This window comes from Acidovorax sp. FG48, from assembly GCF_057809085.1.
The window spans coordinates 51,026-71,837 of record NZ_JBMDJH010000018.1 but is presented as its reverse complement, the minus strand read 5'-3'; the positions used below and the strand labels follow the sequence as shown (position 1 = coordinate 71,837).

The following is a 20,812-nucleotide window of genomic DNA, read 5'->3' as shown; positions in this document are numbered from 1 at the left end:
CGGAGCAATGCGGGGAAACAGGGAGCGAAACGCGAGAGGTGTCGGGCCTGCAGGGCAGGCGCTGCGCAGGCAGCCCCCTAAATTCGGTCGCGCGTGGTCTGACGCCGGGTCTCGGTGTGATTGGGGGCGTGGGCCGATGCAAAGTAGGCGCGCGCATCCGCACAGTCTTTGGCAATGCCCGCTGTCAGGGCGTCCAGACCGTCGTACTTCAGCTCGTCGTGCAGTTTGTGCAGCAGTTCCACGCGCACGATTTTACCGTACGCCCCTTCGGCACCCAGTTCGGCGGGCCAGTGCAGGCAATGGGTTTCGAGCAGCACGCGACCGCCGTTGACGTCGTTCGGGTCCAGCGAGGGGCGAACGCCCAGGTTAGCCACCCCCGGCAGCGGGCCATCGGCCAGGCCATGCACCAGCACCGCAAAGATGCCGCTGGCGGCAGGCTTCCAGTGCGCAAACCGCAGGTTGAGCGTGCGAAACCCGTCACCCGCGCCCTCTGCCGTGGAGCCCAGCTCGCGCCCCAGTTTGCGGCCATGCACCACATGGCCGCTGATGGTGTAAGGCCGCCCCAGCAGGCGCGCGGCGGCCTCCATATCACCTGCGGCCAGCGCCTGGCGCACGGCGGAACTGGACACGCGCAGCCCATGCACCTCGTAGCTGTTCATGCGCGCTACGTCGAAGCCCTTGGCTTGGCCGGCCGCGTCCAGCATGGCGTAGTCGCCCGCGCGCTGGCGGCCGAAGCGGAAATCGTCACCCACCAACACATAGCGTGCGCCCAGCCCGCGCACCAGCACTTCATCGATGAAAGCGTCGGGCGACTTGGCGGCCAGCCGCGCGTCAAACGGCAGCACCACGGTCTGTTGCACACCGCAGCGGGCCAATTCGGTGAGCTTGTCGCGCAAGGTGCCGATGCGGGCTGGGGCCAGTTCCGGCTTGTTATGGGACCCGGCAAAGTAGTCGCGCGGGTGGGGCTCGAAGGTGAGCACGCAGCTTTCCACGCCCCGGTGTGCCGCCTCGCTGTTCAGCAGGGCCAGCATGGCCTGATGCCCCCGGTGCACACCATCGAAGTTGCCGATGGTCAGCGCGCAGGCATCGGCAATGCCCGGGTGGTGGAATCCGCGAAAGATCTTCATCGGTTTGTTATCTTTTTGATAGCGCCATGCGCAGGTCCATCAAGCGCAGGACGCCAATTTGTCACAAAAAGAGTATATTGTGACCCACGGCTGGCCCAGCGCAGGGCTGCCCGCGAGACATCTGCGTTCAGAATCCTTTCGGACTTGCGCAAATCGGGATGCAACAACCGCCTTTTCCTTGGGGCGAGCCACTTGCCAGAGTCCTGTTTTGCGGAAGTCATGTCCTTGTGTACTTTGTGTTCCAGGAGGCGTGTTTTGAAGGTCTTGAAGCTCTCAGCCCAAGGGCTGCCCCAATCGTGGATTTCACTCGAACAGGCGGTGATTCATTACGCCGCCGGGGAAGTGCGCTGGGAGTCCGGCGGCCAGATTGCCCGGTTCCGGGGCGGGTACAACGCCATATCGGGTGAGCAATCGGTGATCGCCATCAACAGCATCATCGGCACCAAGGGGGTGCCCAGCATCAACCCGTTCGAGCTCAAGCCCAGCCTGACCAACAGCAAGCTCTTTGCCCGCGACCGCAATGTGTGCGCCTACTGCGGTGGGCGTTTCCACGAAGAGGACCTGACGCGCGAACACATCGTGCCCTTCGCGCGCAACGGCCAGGACCACTGGATGAACGTGGTCACGGCGTGCCGCCCCTGCAACCACCGCAAGGGGCCGCGCACACCGGAGCAGGCGCACATGCCGCTGCTGTACGCGCCCTATGTGCCGAGCCTGTGGGAGGACTTCATCCTGCGCAATCGGCGCATCCTGGCCGATCAGATGGAATTCCTCATGGCCCATGTCCCCAAGTCTTCACGGCTGTTGGCTTAGTTGGGGTAGTGGCCAATACGACCCTTCTGGCGTCGTTGCTCCGTCTTGCCGTACTAGGCGTACTGTCTGCGACGGAGCGGCTAGCCATAAGGGCCGTCTTGACCCCTCTTGGGGGGTGCTGAGAAGAATGTGGATACTGCCCGGCGCCCTGTTCTTCAATACGTCAATTCCAAAAACACCAGGTGGCCGCTGGCCGCAGGCCAAGTCTGCCCCACCAAGCGCTCGCCATTGAACTCTGCCGCAATAGCGCGCACGCCACCGGCTGGCTTGACCTTGGCCGAGGCCACGCCGGCCCCTGCGGGCACCCCAGCAGGCACTGCGCCGTCCAGCAGCATCTTGTCGCGCGCCGGGTCCAGGTAGCCGCGCGGGCGGGTCAGGGTCACGACGCTGTCGGCACCCTTGTCAGCATCGGCCATGCGTTCTGCGCGCAGGTGGATGAGGTCGCTGCTGCGCGGGAAACCGCTGCGGTAGATGTGGGTGGTGGCGTAGCCCGGCGCAGTGATCACAAACTCGACGGGTGCGCCAGGCGAAACCGTCAGCGGACCCCATTGGCCACCCGTGCCCACCGTTTTGCGCAGCAGCGGGTTGCCTTTGCGGGCGCCGGTGGCAGGGTCGGTGGCGTACACCTCCAGCTGTGCGCCCTCCAGCGGCAGGTTGTTGCTGAAGTTGCCGGTTTTGGGGTCGGCGGAATCCACGCCCAGGCCCGTGACCTTGCCGTTCAGCACCACAGATTTTTCTGCAGCGATCTCGGTGCGTGTTGGCGCCTTGCCGGTGATGAAGCGGTAGGTGGCTTCAAACGCTGCGGGGGAGTACGACGTCTCGCGGTGATCGATGCGCGGAATCACCACATTGGTGGCGCCCTTGAGTTCGGGGCCTGCGGCGGTCACGTTGGTGGCCGTGCCTTTCTGGCCGATCCACAGGCCGTCGGGCTGGGCGAACTTGTCGTTGTTGTCCGAGCGGATGGTCATCCATTTCACCGGGCCGCTCACTTCGTCGCCCGCTGCGTTCTTAGGGGCGTTCAGTGCTTTGAGGAAGGGGCCGGTGCCGGAAAATTCGTTGCCTTCGCGGAACCCAGGGATCGCCCACACGCCGTGGTTGGGGGTGCCGCCCAGTACGGCGTGGCTCACGGTCTTGTCGCCGCCGCCGTTGTAGATGTAGTTGCGGATGGCGTTGCCGCCGCGTGAATTGCCCACCAGCACCACCTGGCGGGCGCCCGTGGTCTTGAGCACCTTGTCCACTTCGGCCTTCAGGTAGGCCATGTGCTCTGCGGCCGATGTGCGGCCTGCCTGGGGTTTTGCATCCTCATCGCGCGACAGCGGGTAGGGCACGTCGATGGCGTGCAGGCGCTCGCGGGGCCAGCCGTTCGATTCGAACCGCCACACGGTGGTTTGCCACAGCGCAGCGGTGTCGCCGTTGCCGTGCACAAAGACGATGGGCGGTGCCTCGGCCAGGCTGGGGCTTTGGGTGGCGCAGCCAGCCAGGGCGAGGCTGGCCACCGCAGCGGTTGCCAGCAGCAGAGATCGGCGTTGCAGCCAGAATATGTTGTTCATGAAGCTGTCTCCAGAAAGAAAAAATGCCCGTGGACCAGTGAATCCACGAGCATCGTTGATGGGTGTGACGCGCCTGCGTCAGTGACCGTCAGGCAAACACGCCTGCGGTGTCTTGCATGCGGGCGGACACTTCACCCAGGTGGTGCAGCGTGTCGCCAAAGGTCACTTCCAGCTGCGTGAGCTTCTTGAAGTAGTGGCTCACGATGTACTCGTCCGTCACGCCGATGCCACCGTGCAGTTGCACGGCCTGCTGACCCACAAAACGCATCGACTGGCCCAGCTGTACCTTGGCGCGGGCCATGGCGGCGCGGCGTTCTTCGGCAGGGGCGCCGAGCTTGAGGCTGGCGTAGTAGCTCATCGAGCGGGCCAGCTCCAGCTGCATCTTCATGTCGGCCACGCGGTGCCGCAGCGCCTGGAAGCTGGAAATGAACACGCCGAACTGCTTGCGCTGGTTCATGTATTCGACGGTGATGGCCACGGTCTTGTCCATCACACCCACGGCTTCGGCGCAGGCGGCGGCGATGCCGGTGTCCACGGCCAGTTCCAGCGCAGCTAGGCCGTCGGTGGTGATGAGCGTGGCGGGGGCGTTGGCCAGGTGCACCTCGGCGGCGCGGCTGCCGTCTTGCGTGACGTAACCCTGCGTGGTCACGCCGCTCGCAGTGCGTTCGACCAGGAAGAGGGCGATCTTTCCGTCCAACTGCGCAGGCACGATGAAGGCGTCCGCCTGGTCACCAGCGGGTACTACGCTTTTGATAGCTGTTACCGCATATCCTGATTGCGCTTTAGCTGCTTTTGCTTCGCAAACATCCAGGCGGTAGCGCGCCTTGCGCTCCTGCTGGGCCAGCACCACCAGGGCTTCGCCGCTGGCCACGCGGGGCAGCCAGGCACCTTGCACTTCGGCGGGTGCGTAGTGCGACAGCACGCTGCTGGCGATGAAGGCCTGGGCGATGGGCTCCAGCACAATGCCACGGCCCAGTTCTTCGGCCACTACCATCGCGTCGATGGCTCCCTGGCCCATGCCGTCGTGCGCTTCGGGCACGGTGAGGGCGGTCAGGCCCAGCTCGGCCAGTTCGTTCCAGGCGGTGCGGTCAAAACCGCCGACGGCCACGGCAGCGCGGCGGCGCTCGAACGTGTAGCCCTTATCCACCCACTTGCGAACGGCGTCGCGCAGTTGTTCCTGGTCGTCAGAAAAATCGAAATCCATGTTCTTGTCTCCTGGAACTTGGGATCAGCCGAGGACGGTCTGAGCCACGATGTTGCGCTGCACTTCGTTGGAGCCACCGTAGATGGTGGTCTTGCGCAGGTTGAAGTAGGTAGATGCCAGCGGAGCGTTGGCGGTGACGCCGCCGGGGAAGTTGCCTTGCCAGCCGGCCTCCATGGCCTCTTCGATGAAGGGCATGGCAAAGGGGCCTGCGGCCAGCATCATTAGCTCGGCGTAGCGCTGCTGGATCTCGCTGCCCTTGATCTTGAGCAGGCCCGCAATGTCGAGCGAGTTCTTGCCGGACTTCTCGGCAGACAGTACGCGCAGCACCAGCATTTCCAGCGCCACGATGTCGACTTCGAGCAGGGCGATCTGGTCGCGGAAGCGCAGGTCGTCCCACACGCCTTCGGTCTTGGCGATGCGCTTGAGGCGCTCCAGCTCGCGCTTGCTGCGGTTCACGTCGGCGATGTTGGTGCGCTCGTGGCTCAGCAGGTGCTTGGCGTAGGTCCAGCCCTTGTTCTCTTCACCGATCAGGTTCTCGGCGGGCACTTCGACGTTGTCGAAGAACACTTCGTTCACTTCGCACTCGCCATCGAGCAGCTTGATGGGGCGCACGGTCACGCCCTTGGACTTCATGTCCACCAGCAGGAAGGAGATGCCGGTCTGGGGCTTGCCCTCTGTGCTGGTGCGCACCAGGTTGAACATCCAGTCGCCGTGCTGGCCGAGGGTGGTCCAGGTCTTCTGGCCGTTGACGATGTACTTGTCGCCCACGCGCTCGGCGCGGGTCTTGACGCTGGCCAGGTCCGAGCCCGAACCGGGTTCGCTGTAACCCTGACTCCACCAGACTTCGCCGCTGGCGATGCCGGGCAAGAAGCGCTTTTGCTGCTCCGCATTGCCAAACGCCATGATCACCGGGGCCACCATCACCGGGCCGAACGGCACGATGCGTGGCGCGCCCGCCAGGGCGCATTCCTCTTCAAACAGGTGCTTTTGCACGGCTGTCCAGCCGGGGCCGCCGAACTCCTTGGGCCAGCCAAAGCCCAGCCAGCCCTTTTTTCCCAGGATCTTGGCCCAGCCCTGCATGTCTTCGCGGGTCAGGCGCAGGGCGTTGTGCACCTTGTGCGAAATTTCCTTGGGCAGGTTGGCGTGAACCCAGGCGCGAATCTCTTCGCGAAACGCCTGTTCTTCGGGGGTAAATGCGAGATCCATCGGTTTGTCTCCAAGTGATCCGCATTTGTAGCACGGTCGTTCGTTTTATTCCTGTCCGGGTGGCGACATTGGACTGAACTCAGGGGAAATGCCCAGCTCTGCGCACAGTCGCTGCACGGTGTTACGCAGGCTCGCCACCTCAGCCTCCAGGGCGTCTACACGGGCCTGCAGGGCTGGCGATGGGCTGGCGCCCGACCCGCCTGCGGGTGCATGGCTGGCGGAGGTATCCACTGGCCCACAGAGCAGGTGCGCCCAGCGTTGTTCGCGGGCGCCGGGCGCGCGGGGAAGCTGCACGACCAGCGGGCCACCCTTTTCGGCGCTGCGCTCCTGCAGCTCGTCCAGAAACGCCTCGACCGAGGAGATGTCCGCAAACCGGTACCAGCGCTCGGCGTTGATGCGCAACTCGCCCGCCGTCTGCGGCCCGCGCAACATCAGCAGGCCCAGCAGCACGGCCGATTGCTCGGGCACACCCACGCCGCGCTGAAAGTTGTGCTCCCAGCGCGTGGTGCGGTTGCCGCTGCTCTCAAACGCCAAGGTCAGCAGTTTGAGCGAATCCAGTGCCTCCTGCGCCTCGGCGTCGCTCAGGTTCATCACCGGGTCACGGCTGGTTTTCTGGTTGCAGCCGGTGACCAGACCGTTGAGCGACATGGGATAGCTGTCGGGGACAGTGCGCGCTTTTTCCATCAGGGTGGCAAGCACGCGGGCTTCGTTGGGGGTTAGGGGGCGTGTGGTGGGGTCGAAGGGCACTGGGATAATCCATGGCAATTTATGAAGAACATCGTCATTCTGATCTCTGGCGGCGGCTCCAACATGGCTGCCATCGTCCGCACAGCCCAGCAGGAGCACTGGGAGCAGCGCTACGGCGCCCGCGTGGCGGCCGTCATCAGCAACAAACCGGATGCTGCAGGGCTTGCTTTTGCGCGGGAGCAGGGCATCGCAACGGAGGTGCTGGACCACAAGGCCTTTGCCAGCCGCGAGGCTTTTGATGCCGAGCTGGCCGCCACCATCGACCGACACCAGCCCGCCCTGGTGGTGCTGGCAGGGTTCATGCGCATCCTGACGCCAGAGTTTGTGGCGCACTACGCCGGGCGGCTCATCAATATCCACCCTTCGCTGCTACCCGCCTTTACCGGGCTGCACACGCACCAGCGCGCCATCGATGCGGGCTGCAAGTTTGCGGGCGTGACGGTGCACCAGGTGACGGCCGAGCTGGATGTGGGCCGCATCCTGGACCAGGCCGTGGTGCCGGTGCTACCGGGCGACACCGCCGAGACGCTGGCTGCCCGGGTGCTGACCCAGGAGCATGTGATCTACCCGCGCGCCGTACGGGCGCTGGTTCAAACGCTGTAGCTAACACCCGGCTGCAGCGATCTGATTGCTATTGAAAATATAGCTTAAGGCGCTTTTCGGACGGGCGCTGAAGCCGCTTTTGGGTGTCAACTATACGGGCGCCGTCCCCTCTGCGCATTTCTGGAAGCGGGGCTGCAGCACCCCGTCGACCAGTACCTGCTCCTCAAACATGGCGGCGGGCCGCACCCACAAGCCCCGCTGGCCGTACAGCGCGCGGTACAGCGTCATGGGTTCCAGCGTTTCGCTGTGGCGCACGGTGTCGATCACTTCATAGAGCATGCCCTTGTAGTGACGGTACAGGCCGGGTGGCGTGCGGATGAGTTCGGGCAGGTCGTCGTCGGTCATGGTGCTGCGGTAGCGTGAGTGGTTAGGATGGCGGCTGAAAAAAATCAACCAGAGTGAGGGAAGTCCGTGGACCAGGCAGATTTTGTGCACATGGTGCGCATGAGCGAGCATGCCAGCGCCGACAACAGCCGCGCGTACCGCCGCAGTGTGGCTGCGTTTGCGGCGTTGGGTTATGCCTGGGTGCTGGGGTGTCTGGCGCTCGCTGTGGGTATTTTGCTGTGGGTGGTGCCCCAGTTGCTGCATGGGCGCTTTCGGTTGGCGATGGTTTGGGCCTTGCTGGGGGCCGGAGGTCTGTTGTGGGTCAGCCTGCGTGCGCTGTGGGTGCGGTTTGATGCGCCTGAGGGCGTTGAAATTACCGCGCTGGACGCGCCCGACCTGTTTGAAGCGCTGGCGCGCATCCGCCGCAAGATCAAGGGCCCGCCCATTCACAAGGTCACGTTGACCGACGAATTCAATGCCAGCATCCAGCAGTTGCCGCGTTACGGCCTGCTGGGTGGGGCGGTCAACCACCTGAGCATTGGCTTGCCCCTGCTCATGGCGCTGGACCGGCCACGTTTTCTGGCGGTGCTGGCGCACGAGTACGGCCATCTGCGGGGTGACCACGGCCGCTTTGCTGCATGGATCTACCGCACCCGCCTGTCGTGGATGCGCCTGAACCACAGCCTGGCCGACGATGAGGGGCCGGTGGCTGCTGCCACGCAGCTGTTCATGCGCTGGTACTTTCCGCGGTTTTCGGCCAAGACCTTTGCACTGGCCCGCCAGGACGAATACGAGGCCGATCGCATCGCCGGCAAGCTGCTGGGCCGCGACGTGACTGCTGCGGCCTTGGCCGAGATCGAGATCCGGGGCGCGTGGCTGCAGGCGGAGTTCTGGGGCAACCACTGGTGTGCAGCGGCGGGCAACCCGTTGCCGGTGGGTCCCTACCGCAGCATGCGCCGCGCCTTGGCCAAAGCCCCTGATGCCGCCTTTGCCAATGACGCCCTGCGCCAGGCGCTCAAGCGTCTGAGCAATCTGGACGACACCCACCCCAGCCTGCGCGACCGCATCGAAGCACTGGACGCCACGCCCACCCTGCCGGAATGGTCGCGCGGCAACGCGCTGGCCCTGCTGGGTCCGGATGCCAAACGCTGGGTGGCGCATTTCGACAAGCAATGGTGCCGCGACAACGCCAGCGAATGGAAGCAGCACCACGCCTGGCTGGGACGCGTGCCCGCACGCGCCGAAGCCCTGGGTGCATCGACAGCACAGAGCAGCGCTGCCGACCTGGTGGAACTGGCCCGCCTGAAGCGCCATCTGGACCCGCATGCCGATGTCCGTGCCCTGTATGAGCTGGCGCTGCAGCGCAGCCCCGAATACCCTGCCGCGTTGCGCGGGCTGGTGCCCTGCCTGGCGGAGGAGGATCGGGAGGGCAAGCTGCAGCTGCTGCACCGCCTGTGGGAAACCGGCAGCAGCGACCGCTACTGGGCTGCACGCACGGCATTGGCCGAACTGGAGACCCCACGCCTGGGGCTGGACCACGATGCGGCCGCTTTCAAGCAATGGCGCAAGCGGCTGGAGCGCGCGCAAGAATCCGAAGAGCGGGCCTGGGAAGAGCTGTCGGGCACCTCGTTCTTCAGCCAGATCGTGCGGCATGACCTCAGCTCGTTCGAGCTGGCGGAGCTGCAGTCCGAGCTGGCCCGCTGCGCACCGCTGGCGCGCTGCTGGCTGGTGCGCAAGAACCTGCGCGAATACCCCCAGCGCAGGGCCTACCTGGTGTTTGTCGAGCTGCCGGGCATGGACGATGAAAGCCGCTACCACCTGTGCCGCGCGCTGGAGCGCAACCTGAGCCTGCCGGGCCCCGCGCTGGTGCTGTGGGCGGGTGAGTCGCCGACCCTGCAGCAGATCGAGCGCTCGGCGTTCGAGCCGATCTACAGCCGCTGACGACTTGGCCGTGCATGGAGTGGCTTGCTCGTGAACTTGCGGCTGTCGCAGTGGGAGGGTAGGGGCATATCGGTAGCGCGGCGGGGAATGGGACAATCGCAGGATGCATCCCAAAGTTCTTCTCGACGCCTGCGCCGAACTGGTCAGGCTCACCCTCACGTTTGAACACCCCGCCGATGCGGTGGTGTCACGATTCTTCCGCGACAACCGGGGCCTGGGGCCGCGCGAGCGCGCCACGCTGGCGGAAACGGTCTACACCGTTCTGCGCAAAAAGCTGCTGTTTGACCACATGGCCCCCTCGGGCTCAGGGCCCAAGGAACGCCGTCTGGCCATCCTGGGGTTTCATGGTCCGCGCGATTTTCTCAAGAGCGCTCTGACCGAGCAGGAAAAAAAATGGCTCGACCAGTGCGATGCGGTCACGGTGGACGACCTGATGGAGCGCCATCGCCACAACCTGCCCGAATGGCTGGTCAAACCCCTCAAGGACCAATTGGCCGACGGCTTCTGGCCGCTGGTGGAAAGCCTGGCGCAGAGCGCACCGCTGGATCTGCGTGTCAACGCACTCAAGGACAAGCGCGCCGACGTGCAAAAGGAGCTGGCCAAAGCGGGCATCAAGGCGCATCCCACGCCGTATTCACCCTGGGGCCTGCGCATTGACGACAAGCCTGCGCTGACCAAGCTGGACGCCTTCACACGCGGCGCTATCGAGGTGCAGGACGAGGGTTCCCAACTGCTGGCACTGCTGCTGGATGCCAAGCGCGGCGAGATGGTGGTGGATTTTTGTGCCGGGGCCGGGGGCAAAACCCTGGCCATTGGCGCCAGCATGCGCAATACCGGGCGTTTGTACGCTTTTGATGTGTCGGGCCACCGGCTGGATGCACTGAAACCCCGCCTCGCCCGCAGCGGCCTGTCGAACGTGCACCCCGCCGCCATCGCCCATGAGCGCGATGACCGCGTCAAGCGTCTGGCCGGCAAGATCGACCGCGTGCTGGTGGACGCGCCCTGTTCGGGTCTGGGCACCTTGCGGCGCAATCCGGACCTCAAATGGCGCCAGTCGCCCAAGGCTGTCGAAGAGCTCGTGGCCAAACAAACGTCCATCCTGGACAGCGCAGCCCGCCTGCTCAAGCCGGGCGGCCGCTTGGTGTATGCCACTTGCAGCATCCTGCCGCAAGAAAACGAGGCCATTGCCGAGGCGTTCAGTGCCGCCCACCCGGACTTCCAGTTGTTGGACGCCAGCGAACTGCTGGAGCAGCTCAAGGTCGAAGGCGCCAAGGGTTTGTGCAGCGGCGGCGCATCGGGCAGTAGTTATTTGCGCTTGTGGCCCCATCTGCACCAGACTGACGGATTCTTTGCCGCCATCTGGGCCAAGAAGGACTGAAATGCTGGGGGTAGGGCTCTAAACCAGCGTAAACACGCTGGATTTCCCTGATCCTTTCAGAGGCAGGCCCTCTAAAATGAAATAGCTGCTTCGTTGGTGAGCAGGTTCTCTGTAGTAAGGTTTTTGTGAATATGCTGTTACCCGACTGGGCTGTACTGAACGCCGCCATTGACTGGCTTGGAAATGGGTTGTGGAACCTGGCCTGGTGGCAGATCGTGTTGTACACCCTCGCCACGACCCACATCACCATCGCAGCGGTCACGATCTTTCTGCACCGCGCCCAGGCCCACCGCGCGCTGGACCTGCATGCCATTCCTTCGCATTTCTTCCGCTTCTGGCTGTGGATTGGGACCGGCATGGTCACCAAGGAATGGGTGGCCATCCACCGCAAGCATCACGCCAAATGCGAAACCGTGGACGACCCGCACAGCCCCCAGACCCGTGGGCTGGACACCGTGATGTGGCGCGGCGCCGAGCTGTACCGCGCCGAGTCCAAGAACATGGAAACGATCAAGAAGTTCGGTCATGGCACGCCCGATGACTGGATGGAGCGCAATGTTTACACCCGCTACGGCTGGCAAGGCGTGGGCCTGATGCTCATTCTGGACCTGGCCCTGTTCGGCGCCCTGGGCGCGGCAGTGTGGGCGGTGCAGATGCTCTGGATTCCGTTCTGGGCCGCCGGTGTGGTCAATGGCGTGGGTCACTACTGGGGCTACCGCAACTTTGAGGCGCAGGACGCCAGCACCAATTTGTCCCCCTGGGGCATCATCATCGGCGGCGAAGAGCTGCACAACAATCACCACACGTACCCCACGTCGGCCAAGTTCTCGGTCAAGACCTATGAGTTCGACATTGGCTGGGTGTACATCAGCCTCATGAAGAAAATCGGCTGGGCTACGGTGAAGAAGGTGCCGCCCAAGCTGCAACTGGGCGATGTGAAGCCCGTGGCCGACGAAAAGACTTTGGAAGCCTTGATCGCCAACCGCTACGAAGTGATGGCTGGCTATGCGCGCGGCGTGCGGCAGGCTTGCAGGGACGAGATTGCCGCGCTGCAGGCGCGTCAGGCCGATGTGTCGGTGCTCAAGGCGGCCAAGCGCTGGCTGCACCGCGATGCCGAGAAGGTGCCAGCGGGCGCCTTGCCGCAGCTGGCGCAGGCCCGTGCGGCATCTCCGACGCTCGACAAGATGGTGACCATGCGCGAAGAGCTGCGTCAGCTGTGGTTGAACACCTCCCACTCCCGCGAGCAGCTGACTGCTGACCTGCAAGCCTGGTGCCGCCGAGCGGAAGAAAGTGGTGTGGCGGCCCTGCGCGAGTTCTCCATCCGCCTGCGCGCTGCGCGCGCCTGACCAGATGTTCTCAGGACGTTGAGGGGCTGGCTACAGGTCCGGGCACCTCAGACGCACCTCCCATCAAACCGCTGTAAGGCCTTGTGCCTGCAGCGGTTTTTTGTTGGCTTCAGCGGAGAAGGAAGGAGCGCGGCGGGGATGCACGCCTGGCCGTACTCAAACACCTGCATGCCCATGAAAAAAGCCGCCGGGCTGGACGCCGGGCGGCTTTTGGGAAGACCAGAAAGAGGCTGAATTACTTCAGCTTCATTTCCTTGTATTCCACGTGCTTGCGAGCCTTGGGATCAAACTTCATGATCGCCATCTTCTCGGGCATGGTCTTCTTGTTCTTGGTGGTGGTGTAGAAGTGGCCGGTACCCGCAGTGGATTCCAGCTTGATCTTGTCGCGTCCGCCTTTGCTTGCCATGGTGCTACTCCTTAAGCCTGGCCACGGGCACGCAGGTCTGCGAGCACCGAGTCGATACCGTTCTTGTCGATCAAACGCAGGGCAGCGCTCGAAACACGCAGGCGCACCCAACGGTTTTCGCTCTCAACCCAGAAACGGCGGTATTGCAGGTTCGGCAGGAACCGGCGCTTGGTTTTGTTGTTGGCGTGGGAAACGTTGTTCCCAGTCATGGGCTTCTTGCCCGTTACGTCGCAGACGCGTGCCATGAGGACACTCCGATACTGTATTAACGGCCGTTCGCTGAGCCCTGGGCGTTTGATTTGCCCAGGTTGGCTTGCGGCCTCACCTCGCCAGAAAGGGTGGCGGTAACCCGATTCGCCGGTTTCGGATGACCGCAAAAAACGGGCCGAATTCAGCAAAGCCGCAAATTATAGCCTGCAGCCCGATTTTTGTCGACGGGCCGCCCCAAGACAAAAAAGCCCCCTTGGGGGGCAGCGACCCGCGCAGCGGCGGAGCGTGGGGGTCTTGCTCGTGATCAAGCTTCTTGTTCAAGGAAGCGCTGCGCGTCCAGCGCGGCCATGCAGCCGGTCCCGGCGCTGGTGATGGCCTGGCGGTAAACGTGGTCCTGCACGTCGCCCGCGGCGAACACGCCGGGCACGCTGGTCTGCGTGGCAAAACCCTTGAGTCCGCCCTGGGTGATGATGTAGCCGTTTTCCATCTCCAGCTGGCCCTGGAAGATTTCGGTGTTGGGCGCATGGCCGATGGCGATGAAGCAGCCCTGCAGCTTGATGTCTTGCGTGCTGCCGTCCTGGGTGCTCTTGATGCGGATGCCCGTCACGCCCGTGTTGTCGCCCAGCACCTCGTCCAGGGTGTGAAACAGCTTGAGCTCGATCTTGCCCGCGGCGACCTTCTCGTGGAGCTTGTCCACCAGGATGGGCTCGGCCTTGAACTTGTCGCGGCGGTGCACCAGGGTGACCTTGCGGGCAATGTTGGACAGGTACAGCGCTTCCTCCACGGCGGTATTGCCGCCACCCACCACGCAAACGTCCTGGTCGCGGTAGAAGAAACCGTCGCAGGTGGCGCAGCCGGACACGCCCTTACCCATGAAGGCCTCTTCCGACGGCAGGCCCAGGTATTTGGCCGATGCGCCGGTGGCCAGGATCAGTGCGTCACAGGTGTAGGTGCCGCTGTCGCCGGTCAGGGTGAAGGGGCGCTTGCTGAAATCGACCTTGTTGATGTGGTCGAAGATGATCTGGGTCTTGAAGCGCTCTGCGTGCTCCAGAAAGCGCTGCATCAGGTCCGGGCCCTGCACGCCGTGCACATCGGCGGGCCAGTTGTCCACCTCGGTCGTGGTCATCAGCTGGCCGCCTTGGGCCATGCCGGTGATCAGCACCGGGTTCAGGTTGGCGCGCGCTGCATAAACCGCTGCGGTGTAGCCCGCAGGGCCAGAGCCCAGGATCAGAACTTTCGCGTGTTGGGTGGTGGACATGGTAAAAGCCTGTGTTTTGCGCCCGCTACATGGGGCGCTGTTGGGAAAGCTGGGGGTCGAGCCGCCGAGTATCAACCGGCGTCCGCTCGCACGAGTGGCCCCGTTTTCAATCACCGCGATTGTAAGAACCCATTGATAACCCGTTGCGGCTCCGGTTGGGTCGCACCCCTGAAAGGAGATGTTTGCATGTCCACGATGTTGTCCAACCTCGACCTGCTGCGCCGGGTGCCCTTGTTTTCGCTGCTGACGGTGGCGCAGGCGGAGGTGATCAGCGGCGCGGTGATCAAGCGCCGCTTCAAGCGGGGCGAAGCGCTGGTGGAGCAGGGGCAAAAGTCCAATGCCTTGTTCATCCTGCTCACCGGCCGCGCCCGGGTCATGACCTCGGACAGCCGGGGGCGCGAGGTGATTCTGGCCACGCTGGCCCAGGGCGACTACCTGGGCGAGATGAGCATCATCGACAACGAACCCCATTCGGCCACCGTGCGTGCCGAAGTGCAGACCGACGTGCTGATGCTGGGGCGTGCAGAGTTTGCGCGCTGCCTGACGGAAAACGCCTCCATGTCGCTGGTGGTGATGCGCGGGCTGGTCAAGCGCTTGCGCCATGCCGATCGCAAGATTGAGTCACTCGCGTTACTGGATGTGTACGGCCGGGTCGCCCACGCCTTGCTGGACTTTGCGGTCGCCGATGCACAAGGGCAGCTGCTCATCAAGGAAAAAATCTCGCGCCAGGACCTGGCCAAGATGGTGGGCGCGTCCCGCGAGATGGTGAGCCGGGTGATGAAAGACCTGGAGGAGCGTGGCTTCATCGAAGCGTTGCCCAATGGGGCCACCTTGCTCAAGGACCGGCTGAACGCCTTGGGCTGAAAGTGGGGTGGCAGACCCTGCGCCGGGTGCCGCGCCCGGCGCAATGCATGCGGTAAGCTCACCCCGCACGTTTATGACCTATTCCCTCAATACCCTGAATGCATCGGCGGCGGCCAAGTCGCCGCCCCGCACGGGCGCTGCCCGTTTTGGCCACGAAATCGCCCTGGTGGTGGGCTTGCTGGCCCTGGTTTTCTGGCTGCTGGCGCTGGTCAGCTATTCGGCGCAGGACGCGGCCTGGTCCACCTCCGGCGCCCGCGATGTGCGCTCTGTCGCCAACTGGGCGGGGCGTTTTGGCGCCTGGCTGGCCGATGGCAGCTACTTTGCGCTGGGCTTTTCGGTGTGGTGGTGCGTGGCGGCCGGTGTGCGCGCCTGGCTGTCGTCACTGGCGCGCTGGATGCGCGGGGGCGAAGTGGTGGCAGGCGCCGCCAGCCCTTTGGTGCGCCGGGCCACGTTCTGGGGGGGGCTGGTGGTGCTGATGTGCTCCAGCACGGCGCTGGAGTGGTCGCGGCTGTACCGGTTTGAAACCTTCCTGCCTGGTCACGCTGGGGGCGTGCTGGGTTATGTGGTGGGGCCAGCCAGTGTGAAGTGGCTGGGTTTCACAGGCTCTGGGTTGCTGGCCATTGTGCTGGCGGTGGCGGGCGCAGCGCTGGTGTTCCGCTTCTCGTGGGGCCATGTGGCGGAGTTTCTGGGCGGGCGCATTGATGCGCTGGTGCAGTCTCGCCTCGCAAAACGCGAGGTGGCCAAGGATGTCGCCGTGGGCCGCAAGGCGGCCCGCGAGCGCGAGGTGGTGGTGCTGGAAGAGCGCACCGAAAGCGAAGTGCACCACCCCGAACCTGTGCAGATCATCGAGCCCGTGCTGGTCGATGTGCCGCAAAGCACCCGCGTGGTGAAGGAGCGCCAGAAGCCCCTGTTCACCGACATGCCCGACAGCAAGCTCCCGTTGGTGGATTTGCTCGACAGCCCACAGCAGCGCCAGGAGACCGTGGCGCCCGAGACGCTGGAGATGACCAGCCGCCTCATCGAGAAAAAGCTCAAGGACTTTGGCGTGGAGGTCCGCGTGGTGGCCGCCATGCCCGGCCCGGTGATCACCCGCTACGAGATCGAGCCCGCCACGGGCGTCAAGGGCTCGCAGATCGTGGGCCTGGCCAAGGACCTGGCCCGCTCGCTCAGCCTGGTGTCCATCCGCGTGATCGAGACCATTCCGGGCAAGAACTACATGGCGCTGGAGCTGCCCAACGCCAAGCGCCAGTCTATCCGCCTGTCGGAGATCCTGGGTTCGCAGGTCTACCACGAGGCCAAGAGCATGCTCACCATGGGCCTGGGCAAGGACATCGTGGGCAACCCGGTGGTGGCTGATCTGGCCAAGATGCCGCACGTGCTGGTGGCCGGTACCACGGGCTCGGGCAAATCGGTGGGGATCAACGCCATGATCCTCTCGCTGCTATACAAGGCCGAGGCGCGCGACGTGCGCCTGTTGATGATCGACCCCAAGATGCTGGAAATGTCGGTCTACGAAGGCATTCCGCATCTGCTGGCGCCCGTGGTCACTGACATGAAGCAGGCGGCGCACGGCCTGAACTGGTGTGTGGCCGAGATGGAGCGCCGCTACAAGCTCATGTCCAAGCTGGGTGTGCGCAATCTGGCGGGCTACAACACCAAGATTGACGAGGCCAAGGCGCGCGAGGAGTTCATCTACAACCCTTTCAGCCTCACGCCCGAAGAGCCCGAGCCGCTGCAGCGCCTGCCACACATTGTGGTCATCATCGACGAGCTGGCCGACCTGATGATGGTGGTGGGCAAGAAGATCGAAGAACTCATCGCCCGCTTGGCGCAGAAGGCGCGTGCCGCGGGCATCCACCTGATCCTGGCCACCCAGCGCCCCAGCGTGGACGTGATCACCGGCCTGATCAAGGCCAACATTCCCACCCGCATTGCGTTCTCGGTGGGCTCCAAGATCGACAGCCGCACCATCCTCGACCAGATGGGCGCCGAGGCGCTGCTGGGCATGGGCGACATGCTCTACATGGCCAGTGGCACGGGCCTGCCGATCCGCGTGCATGGCGCTTTTGTGTCAGACGAAGAAGTACACCGTGTCGTCAGTTACCTCAAGGAACAAGGGGAGCCGGACTACATAGAAGGCGTGCTCGAAGGCGGAACTGTGGATGGCGAGGGCGATCTGTCAGGGGAAGGCGGCGGTGGTGAAGGCGGCGAAAAGGACCCCATGTACGATCAGGCCGTCGAAGTGGTGCTTAAGGACCGCAAGGCGAGCATCTCGTACGTGCAGCGCAAGCTGCGCATTGGCTACAACCGCTCGGCGCGGCTGCTGGAAGACATGGAAAAAGCCGGTCTGGTCAGTGCCCTCACGGCCAGCGGCCAGCGTGAAGTGCTGGTGCCCAACCGCAGCGAATGAGCAGCCGGACCGCGAGGCCGGTCACCACCCCACAGGAGTTCGTGTTGAAAAAGATCGCTACTGCAATTTTGATAGCTGCTGCGGCAAGCGTGGCTAGCGCTGACGGGCTGAAAAGCCTGGAATCCTTCATGAAGGGCACGCAGACGGGCAAGGCCGACTTCACGCAGACCGTGACATCGCCGCCTAAGGACGGCCAGGCCGCGCGCACCAAGACGTCGAGTGGCAGCTTTGAGTTTCAGCGCCCCGGGCGTTTCAAGTTCGTCTACAAGAAGCCTTTCGAGCAGACCATCGTGGCCGACGGCCAGACGCTGTGGCTGTATGACGTGGACCTGAACCAGGTCACGCAGCGCTCGCAGTCGCAGGCGCTGGGCAGCACGCCCGCTGCACTGCTGGCGTCCGCGCCGGATTTGTCGGCGCTGAAGGCCGATTTCACGCTGGAGGCCGCCCCCGACGCCGATGGTTTGCAGTGGGTGCTGGCCAGCCCCAAGACCAAGGACGGCCAGCTCAAGAGCGTGCGCGTGGGCTTTGCGGGCGAGCAACTGGCGGCGCTCGACATCCTGGACAGCTTTGGTCAGCGCTCGCTGATCCGCTTCAACGGCATGCAGGCCAATGCAGCCTTGCCCGCCAGCACCTTCCAGTTCAAGCCTCCGGCTGGGGCTGATGTGGTGAAGCAATAGATTGCTCCTAAAAATGTAGCTGTCAGCGCATGATTTGTAGGCGCTAGAGGCCTATCTGGCTTGAAAATCAGCCTACTGTAGACAGGACACGACCATGGCAGCACGCAGTGCCTCCGCCCCTTCTTCGGCGCACCCATCCAGCCACCAGCCCCTGGCCGAGCGCCTGCGGCCCCGCGCGCTGGGCGAGGTGATCGGCCAGCAGCATGTGCTGGGCCCGGGCATGCCGCTGCGGCTCGCGTTTGAGTCGGGCCGTCCGCACAGTTGCATCCTGTGGGGCCCGCCGGGCGTGGGCAAGACCACCATTGCGCGGCTCATGGCCGACGCGTTTGATGCGCAGTTCATCAGCATCAGCGCCGTGCTGGGCGGAGTCAAGGACATCCGCGAAGCAGTGGAGCAGGCCCAGGCCGCGCGCGACGGGCTGATGCAGCAGCGCACCATCGTGTTTGTCGATGAAGTGCACCGCTTCAACAAAAGCCAGCAGGACGCCTTCCTGCCGCATGTAGAAAGCGGTCTATTCACCTTCATCGGCGCCACCACCGAGAACCCGTCGTTTGAGGTCAACTCCGCGTTGCTGTCGCGCGCGGCAGTCTATGTGCTGCAGCCCTTGTCCGAAGAGGATTTGAAGCGAATTGTGGCCCTGGCGCAGGCAGAACAAGCGCTGCCAGCTATTGAAAGCGTAGCAATCGACCGCCTGGTGGCCTACGCCGATGGCGACGCGCGCCGCTTGCTCAACACGCTGGAGACGCTGGCCATGGCGGCCGCGCAGGAGAAGCTCACCGAGATCACCGACGCGTGGCTGGTCAAGGTGCTGGGCGAGCGCATGCGCCGCTACGACAAGGGCGGCGAGCAGTTCTACGACACCATCAGCGCGCTGCACAAGTCGGTGCGCGGCTCCGACCCCGATGCTGCGCTGTACTGGCTGGTGCGCATGCTGGACGGCGGCGCCGACCCGCGCTACATGGCGCGCCGCCTGGTGCGCATGGCGGCCGAAGACATTGGCCTGGCCGACCCGCGCGCGCTGCGCCTGGCGCTGGACGCGAGCGAGGTGTATGAACGCCTGGGCAGCCCTGAGGGCGAGCTGGCGCTGGCCGAATGCGTGGTCTATCTGGCCGTCGCCCCCAAGTCCAACGCCGTTTACAAGGCCTACAACGCGGCCCGTGCCTGGGTCAAGCAGGACGGCACACGCCCGGTGCCCATGCACCTGCGCAATGCGCCCACCCAATTGATGAAAGAGCTCGACTACGGCAAGGGCTACCGCTACGCGCACGACGAAGAGGGCGGCTTTGCGGCGGGCGAAAACTACCTGCCCGAGGGCATGGCTGCGCCCGGCTTCTACCAGCCCGTGGAGCGGGGGCTGGAGATCAAGATCGCCCAGAAGATGCGGGATTTGCGCGAGCGCAATGTCGCCGCCGCCCACCCGGACGTGCAGGCGCCAGACACCGGCGTCTGATCGCGGGGCCGGCCTCTGGACCGCCAGGGAGCGGGGCGGCGCCTTTTCAGCCGAAGCTGCGTCCTTAAAAACCGCGTTATGCCGATTCGGCATGATCGAGGTAATAAGTTTGCACATCAATTATCTTGCGTGCATCAAAAATGCTTATGCAGTGCGTGGCGCGCTGATGTGACCAAAACCCGAGGGAAAACCCCGCCCGGCTTGGATTGGGGCGGTTGTGACTACTCGCTACAATCCCGTCCACAAACCCGCACAGCTGCATTCCTGGCGGGTTTTTTGCTAGATGGCAGTCGGGCCCACAAGGCTGTACCGATTCCGGTGCCAAAGCGGTGGGTACGTCACAAACGAAGGACTTCTCTTATGGACATTTTGCTGCAACAGATCATCAACGGTCTGGTACTCGGCAGCATGTACGCCTTGATAGCCTTGGGCTACACGATGGTGTACGGCATTATTCAACTCATCAATTTCGCCCACGGCGAGGTGCTCATGATCGGCGCCCTCACCAGCTGGAGCTGTATTGGAATGATGCAGGCCGCCATGCCGGGCGCGCCGGGCTGGACCATCCTGCTGCTGGCCACCATCATCGCGTGCGTGGTAGCTGCTACCCTCAACTACACCATCGAGAAGATTGCGTACAAGCCGCTGCGCAACAGCCCGCGCCTCGCGCCCCTGATCACTGCCATCGGCATGTCGATCCTGCTGCAGACGCTGGCGATGATCATCTGGAAGCCCAACTACAAGCCGTACCCCACGCTGCTGCCCAGCACGCCGTTCCAGGTGGGCGGCGCCTTCATCACCCCCACGCAGATCCTGATCCTGGGTGTGACGGCGGTGGCCCTGGCTTCGCTGGTCTATCTGGTCAACCACACCAACCTGGGTCGCGCCATGCGCGCCACGGCGGAGAACCCCCGCGTGGCATCCCTGATGGGCGTGAAGCCCGACATGGTGATCTCGGCCACCTTCATCATCGGCGCCGTTCTGGCGGCCATCGCCGGCATGATGTACGCGTCCAACTACGGCACGGCACAACACACCATGGGCTTCCTGCCCGGTCTCAAGGCCTTCACGGCGGCGGTGTTTGGCGGTATCGGCAACCTGGCCGGTGCGGTGGTGGGCGGCATTTTGCTGGGCCTCATCGAAGCCATCGGCTCGGGTTACATCGGCACGCTCACGGGCGGTTTGCTGGGCAGCCACTACACCGACATCTTTGCGTTCATCGTGCTCATCATCATCCTGACGCTGCGTCCCTCGGGCCTGCTGGGTGAGCGTGTGGCCGATCGCGCCTGAGGAGCCTC

19 protein-coding genes are annotated in these 20,812 nt (G+C 64.1%); 10 read left to right on the top strand and 9 right to left on the bottom strand.

All coding sequences use genetic code 11. The annotated features are described in order from the left end of the window. Positions 1-77: 77 nt before the first annotated feature. Positions 78-1,127 carry a bifunctional riboflavin kinase/FAD synthetase gene (locus ACODSU_RS20315; RefSeq protein WP_476017109.1) on the bottom strand — a complete coding sequence of 350 codons (1,050 nt, stop codon included), beginning with the start codon at positions 1,125-1,127 and terminating at the stop codon, positions 78-80. Between the two features lie 255 nt (positions 1,128-1,382). Here ACODSU_RS20315 and ACODSU_RS20310 point away from each other — a divergent pair, with 255 nt between their 5' ends. Further along, positions 1,383-1,940 carry an HNH endonuclease gene (locus tag ACODSU_RS20310; protein WP_015013076.1) on the top strand — a complete coding sequence of 186 codons (558 nt, stop codon included), beginning with the start codon at positions 1,383-1,385 and terminating at the stop codon, positions 1,938-1,940. A 155-nt stretch (positions 1,941-2,095) separates the two neighbouring features. Here ACODSU_RS20310 and ACODSU_RS20305 read toward each other — a convergent pair whose 3' ends face one another. The 4 genes from ACODSU_RS20305 to ACODSU_RS20290 all read right to left on the bottom strand — a co-directional run bounded on the left by ACODSU_RS20305 (position 2,096) and on the right by ACODSU_RS20290 (position 6,647). Further along, positions 2,096-3,490: an alpha/beta fold hydrolase gene (locus tag ACODSU_RS20305; RefSeq protein WP_488844301.1), complete on the bottom strand. Its 1,395-nt coding sequence runs from the start codon at positions 3,488-3,490 to the stop codon at positions 2,096-2,098. 88 nt (positions 3,491-3,578) lie between these two features. Next, positions 3,579-4,694, bottom strand: a complete 1,116-nt coding sequence (locus tag ACODSU_RS20300) for an acyl-CoA dehydrogenase family protein (protein WP_488844299.1) — start codon at positions 4,692-4,694, stop codon at positions 3,579-3,581. 24 nt (positions 4,695-4,718) lie between these two features. Continuing rightward, entirely contained in the window at positions 4,719-5,900 is a 1,182-nt protein-coding gene (locus ACODSU_RS20295; RefSeq protein ID WP_015013079.1) for an acyl-CoA dehydrogenase family protein, read from the bottom strand. A gap of 45 nt (positions 5,901-5,945) precedes the next feature. After that, positions 5,946-6,647 (bottom strand): YceH family protein, encoded by a 702-nt coding sequence (locus ACODSU_RS20290; RefSeq protein ID WP_060984763.1) that lies wholly within the window; start codon positions 6,645-6,647, stop codon positions 5,946-5,948. Positions 6,648-6,668: 21 nt separating this feature from the next. On the opposite strand from ACODSU_RS20290, the gene purN reads away from it, so the two are divergent. After that, entirely contained in the window at positions 6,669-7,250 is a 582-nt protein-coding gene (purN, locus tag ACODSU_RS20285) for a phosphoribosylglycinamide formyltransferase (RefSeq protein ID WP_488844296.1), read from the top strand. 90 nt (positions 7,251-7,340) lie between these two features. On the opposite strand, the gene ACODSU_RS20280 is transcribed toward purN, so the two are convergent. Next, entirely contained in the window at positions 7,341-7,595 is a 255-nt protein-coding gene (locus tag ACODSU_RS20280) for a DUF1653 domain-containing protein (protein WP_343735200.1), read from the bottom strand. Between the two features lie 66 nt (positions 7,596-7,661). Here ACODSU_RS20280 and ACODSU_RS20275 point away from each other — a divergent pair, with 66 nt between their 5' ends. The 3 genes from ACODSU_RS20275 (at position 7,662) to ACODSU_RS20265 (ending at position 12,239) form a co-directional block, all read left to right on the top strand. After that, a complete protein-coding gene (locus ACODSU_RS20275; RefSeq protein ID WP_488844294.1) occupies positions 7,662-9,515 on the top strand; it encodes a M48 family metalloprotease in 1,854 nt (617 codons plus the stop codon). Positions 9,516-9,618: 103 nt separating this feature from the next. Continuing rightward, complete coding sequence (locus ACODSU_RS20270; protein ID WP_488844292.1) at positions 9,619-10,893, top strand: RsmB/NOP family class I SAM-dependent RNA methyltransferase; 1,275 nt, start codon at positions 9,619-9,621, stop codon at positions 10,891-10,893. Positions 10,894-11,024: 131 nt separating this feature from the next. Continuing rightward, on the top strand, positions 11,025-12,239 hold the full coding sequence (locus tag ACODSU_RS20265; RefSeq protein ID WP_488844290.1) for a DesA family fatty acid desaturase: 1,215 nt from the start codon (positions 11,025-11,027) through the stop codon (positions 12,237-12,239). 235 nt (positions 12,240-12,474) lie between these two features. On the opposite strand, the gene rpmG is transcribed toward ACODSU_RS20265, so the two are convergent. The 3 genes from rpmG to trxB all read right to left on the bottom strand — a co-directional run bounded on the left by rpmG (position 12,475) and on the right by trxB (position 14,113). After that, entirely contained in the window at positions 12,475-12,645 is a 171-nt protein-coding gene (gene rpmG, locus ACODSU_RS20260; RefSeq protein ID WP_005797189.1) for a 50S ribosomal protein L33, read from the bottom strand. An 11-nt stretch (positions 12,646-12,656) separates the two neighbouring features. Continuing rightward, a complete protein-coding gene (rpmB, locus tag ACODSU_RS20255; RefSeq protein WP_015013086.1) occupies positions 12,657-12,890 on the bottom strand; it encodes a 50S ribosomal protein L28 in 234 nt (77 codons plus the stop codon). A gap of 269 nt (positions 12,891-13,159) precedes the next feature. Next, a complete protein-coding gene (trxB, locus tag ACODSU_RS20250) occupies positions 13,160-14,113 on the bottom strand; it encodes a thioredoxin-disulfide reductase (protein WP_015013087.1) in 954 nt (317 codons plus the stop codon). 186 nt (positions 14,114-14,299) lie between these two features. Between trxB and ACODSU_RS20245 the strand changes: the two genes are divergently transcribed. The 5 genes from ACODSU_RS20245 to ACODSU_RS20225 all read left to right on the top strand — a co-directional run bounded on the left by ACODSU_RS20245 (position 14,300) and on the right by ACODSU_RS20225 (position 20,804). Next, positions 14,300-14,977 carry a Crp/Fnr family transcriptional regulator gene (locus tag ACODSU_RS20245; RefSeq protein ID WP_015013088.1) on the top strand — a complete coding sequence of 226 codons (678 nt, stop codon included), beginning with the start codon at positions 14,300-14,302 and terminating at the stop codon, positions 14,975-14,977. Positions 14,978-15,050: 73 nt separating this feature from the next. After that, positions 15,051-17,387, top strand: a complete 2,337-nt coding sequence (locus tag ACODSU_RS20240) for a DNA translocase FtsK (protein WP_060986905.1) — start codon at positions 15,051-15,053, stop codon at positions 17,385-17,387. A 44-nt stretch (positions 17,388-17,431) separates the two neighbouring features. Beyond that, positions 17,432-18,064 (top strand): outer membrane lipoprotein periplasmic chaperone LolA, encoded by a 633-nt coding sequence (lolA, locus tag ACODSU_RS20235; protein WP_060986904.1) that lies wholly within the window; start codon positions 17,432-17,434, stop codon positions 18,062-18,064. 94 nt (positions 18,065-18,158) lie between these two features. Beyond that, complete coding sequence (locus ACODSU_RS20230) at positions 18,159-19,514, top strand: replication-associated recombination protein A (protein ID WP_488844287.1); 1,356 nt, start codon at positions 18,159-18,161, stop codon at positions 19,512-19,514. A gap of 360 nt (positions 19,515-19,874) precedes the next feature. Then, the gene (locus ACODSU_RS20225; RefSeq protein ID WP_015013095.1) at positions 19,875-20,804 is read left to right on the top strand and encodes a branched-chain amino acid ABC transporter permease; all 930 of its coding nucleotides are present in this window, start codon (positions 19,875-19,877) and stop codon (positions 20,802-20,804) included. Positions 20,805-20,812: the final 8 nt, after the last annotated feature.

Bases quoted from the DNA above. Each gene is read 5' to 3' on its own strand.
- ACODSU_RS20230 (WP_488844287.1), top strand. From the start codon at position 18,159: ATGGCAGCACGCAGTGCCTCCGCCCCTTCTTCGGCGCACCCATCCAGC.
- ACODSU_RS20240 (WP_060986905.1), top strand. From the start codon at position 15,051: ATGACCTATTCCCTCAATACCCTGAATGCATCGGCGGCGGCCAAGTCG.
- purN (WP_488844296.1), top strand. From the start codon at position 6,669: ATGAAGAACATCGTCATTCTGATCTCTGGCGGCGGCTCCAACATGGCT.
- ACODSU_RS20315 (WP_476017109.1), bottom strand. From the start codon at position 1,127: ATGAAGATCTTTCGCGGATTCCACCACCCGGGCATTGCCGATGCCTGC.
- ACODSU_RS20305 (WP_488844301.1), bottom strand. From the start codon at position 3,490: ATGAACAACATATTCTGGCTGCAACGCCGATCTCTGCTGCTGGCAACC.
- ACODSU_RS20265 (WP_488844290.1), top strand. From the start codon at position 11,025: ATGCTGTTACCCGACTGGGCTGTACTGAACGCCGCCATTGACTGGCTT.
- ACODSU_RS20225 (WP_015013095.1), top strand. From the start codon at position 19,875: ATGGACATTTTGCTGCAACAGATCATCAACGGTCTGGTACTCGGCAGC.
- ACODSU_RS20300 (WP_488844299.1), bottom strand. From the start codon at position 4,694: ATGGATTTCGATTTTTCTGACGACCAGGAACAACTGCGCGACGCCGTT.
- ACODSU_RS20245 (WP_015013088.1), top strand. From the start codon at position 14,300: ATGTCCACGATGTTGTCCAACCTCGACCTGCTGCGCCGGGTGCCCTTG.
- rpmG (WP_005797189.1), bottom strand. From the start codon at position 12,645: ATGGCAAGCAAAGGCGGACGCGACAAGATCAAGCTGGAATCCACTGCG.
- rpmB (WP_015013086.1), bottom strand. From the start codon at position 12,890: ATGGCACGCGTCTGCGACGTAACGGGCAAGAAGCCCATGACTGGGAAC.
- ACODSU_RS20295 (WP_015013079.1), bottom strand. From the start codon at position 5,900: ATGGATCTCGCATTTACCCCCGAAGAACAGGCGTTTCGCGAAGAGATT.
- trxB (WP_015013087.1), bottom strand. From the start codon at position 14,113: ATGTCCACCACCCAACACGCGAAAGTTCTGATCCTGGGCTCTGGCCCT.
- ACODSU_RS20270 (WP_488844292.1), top strand. From the start codon at position 9,619: ATGCATCCCAAAGTTCTTCTCGACGCCTGCGCCGAACTGGTCAGGCTC.
- ACODSU_RS20280 (WP_343735200.1), bottom strand. From the start codon at position 7,595: ATGACCGACGACGACCTGCCCGAACTCATCCGCACGCCACCCGGCCTG.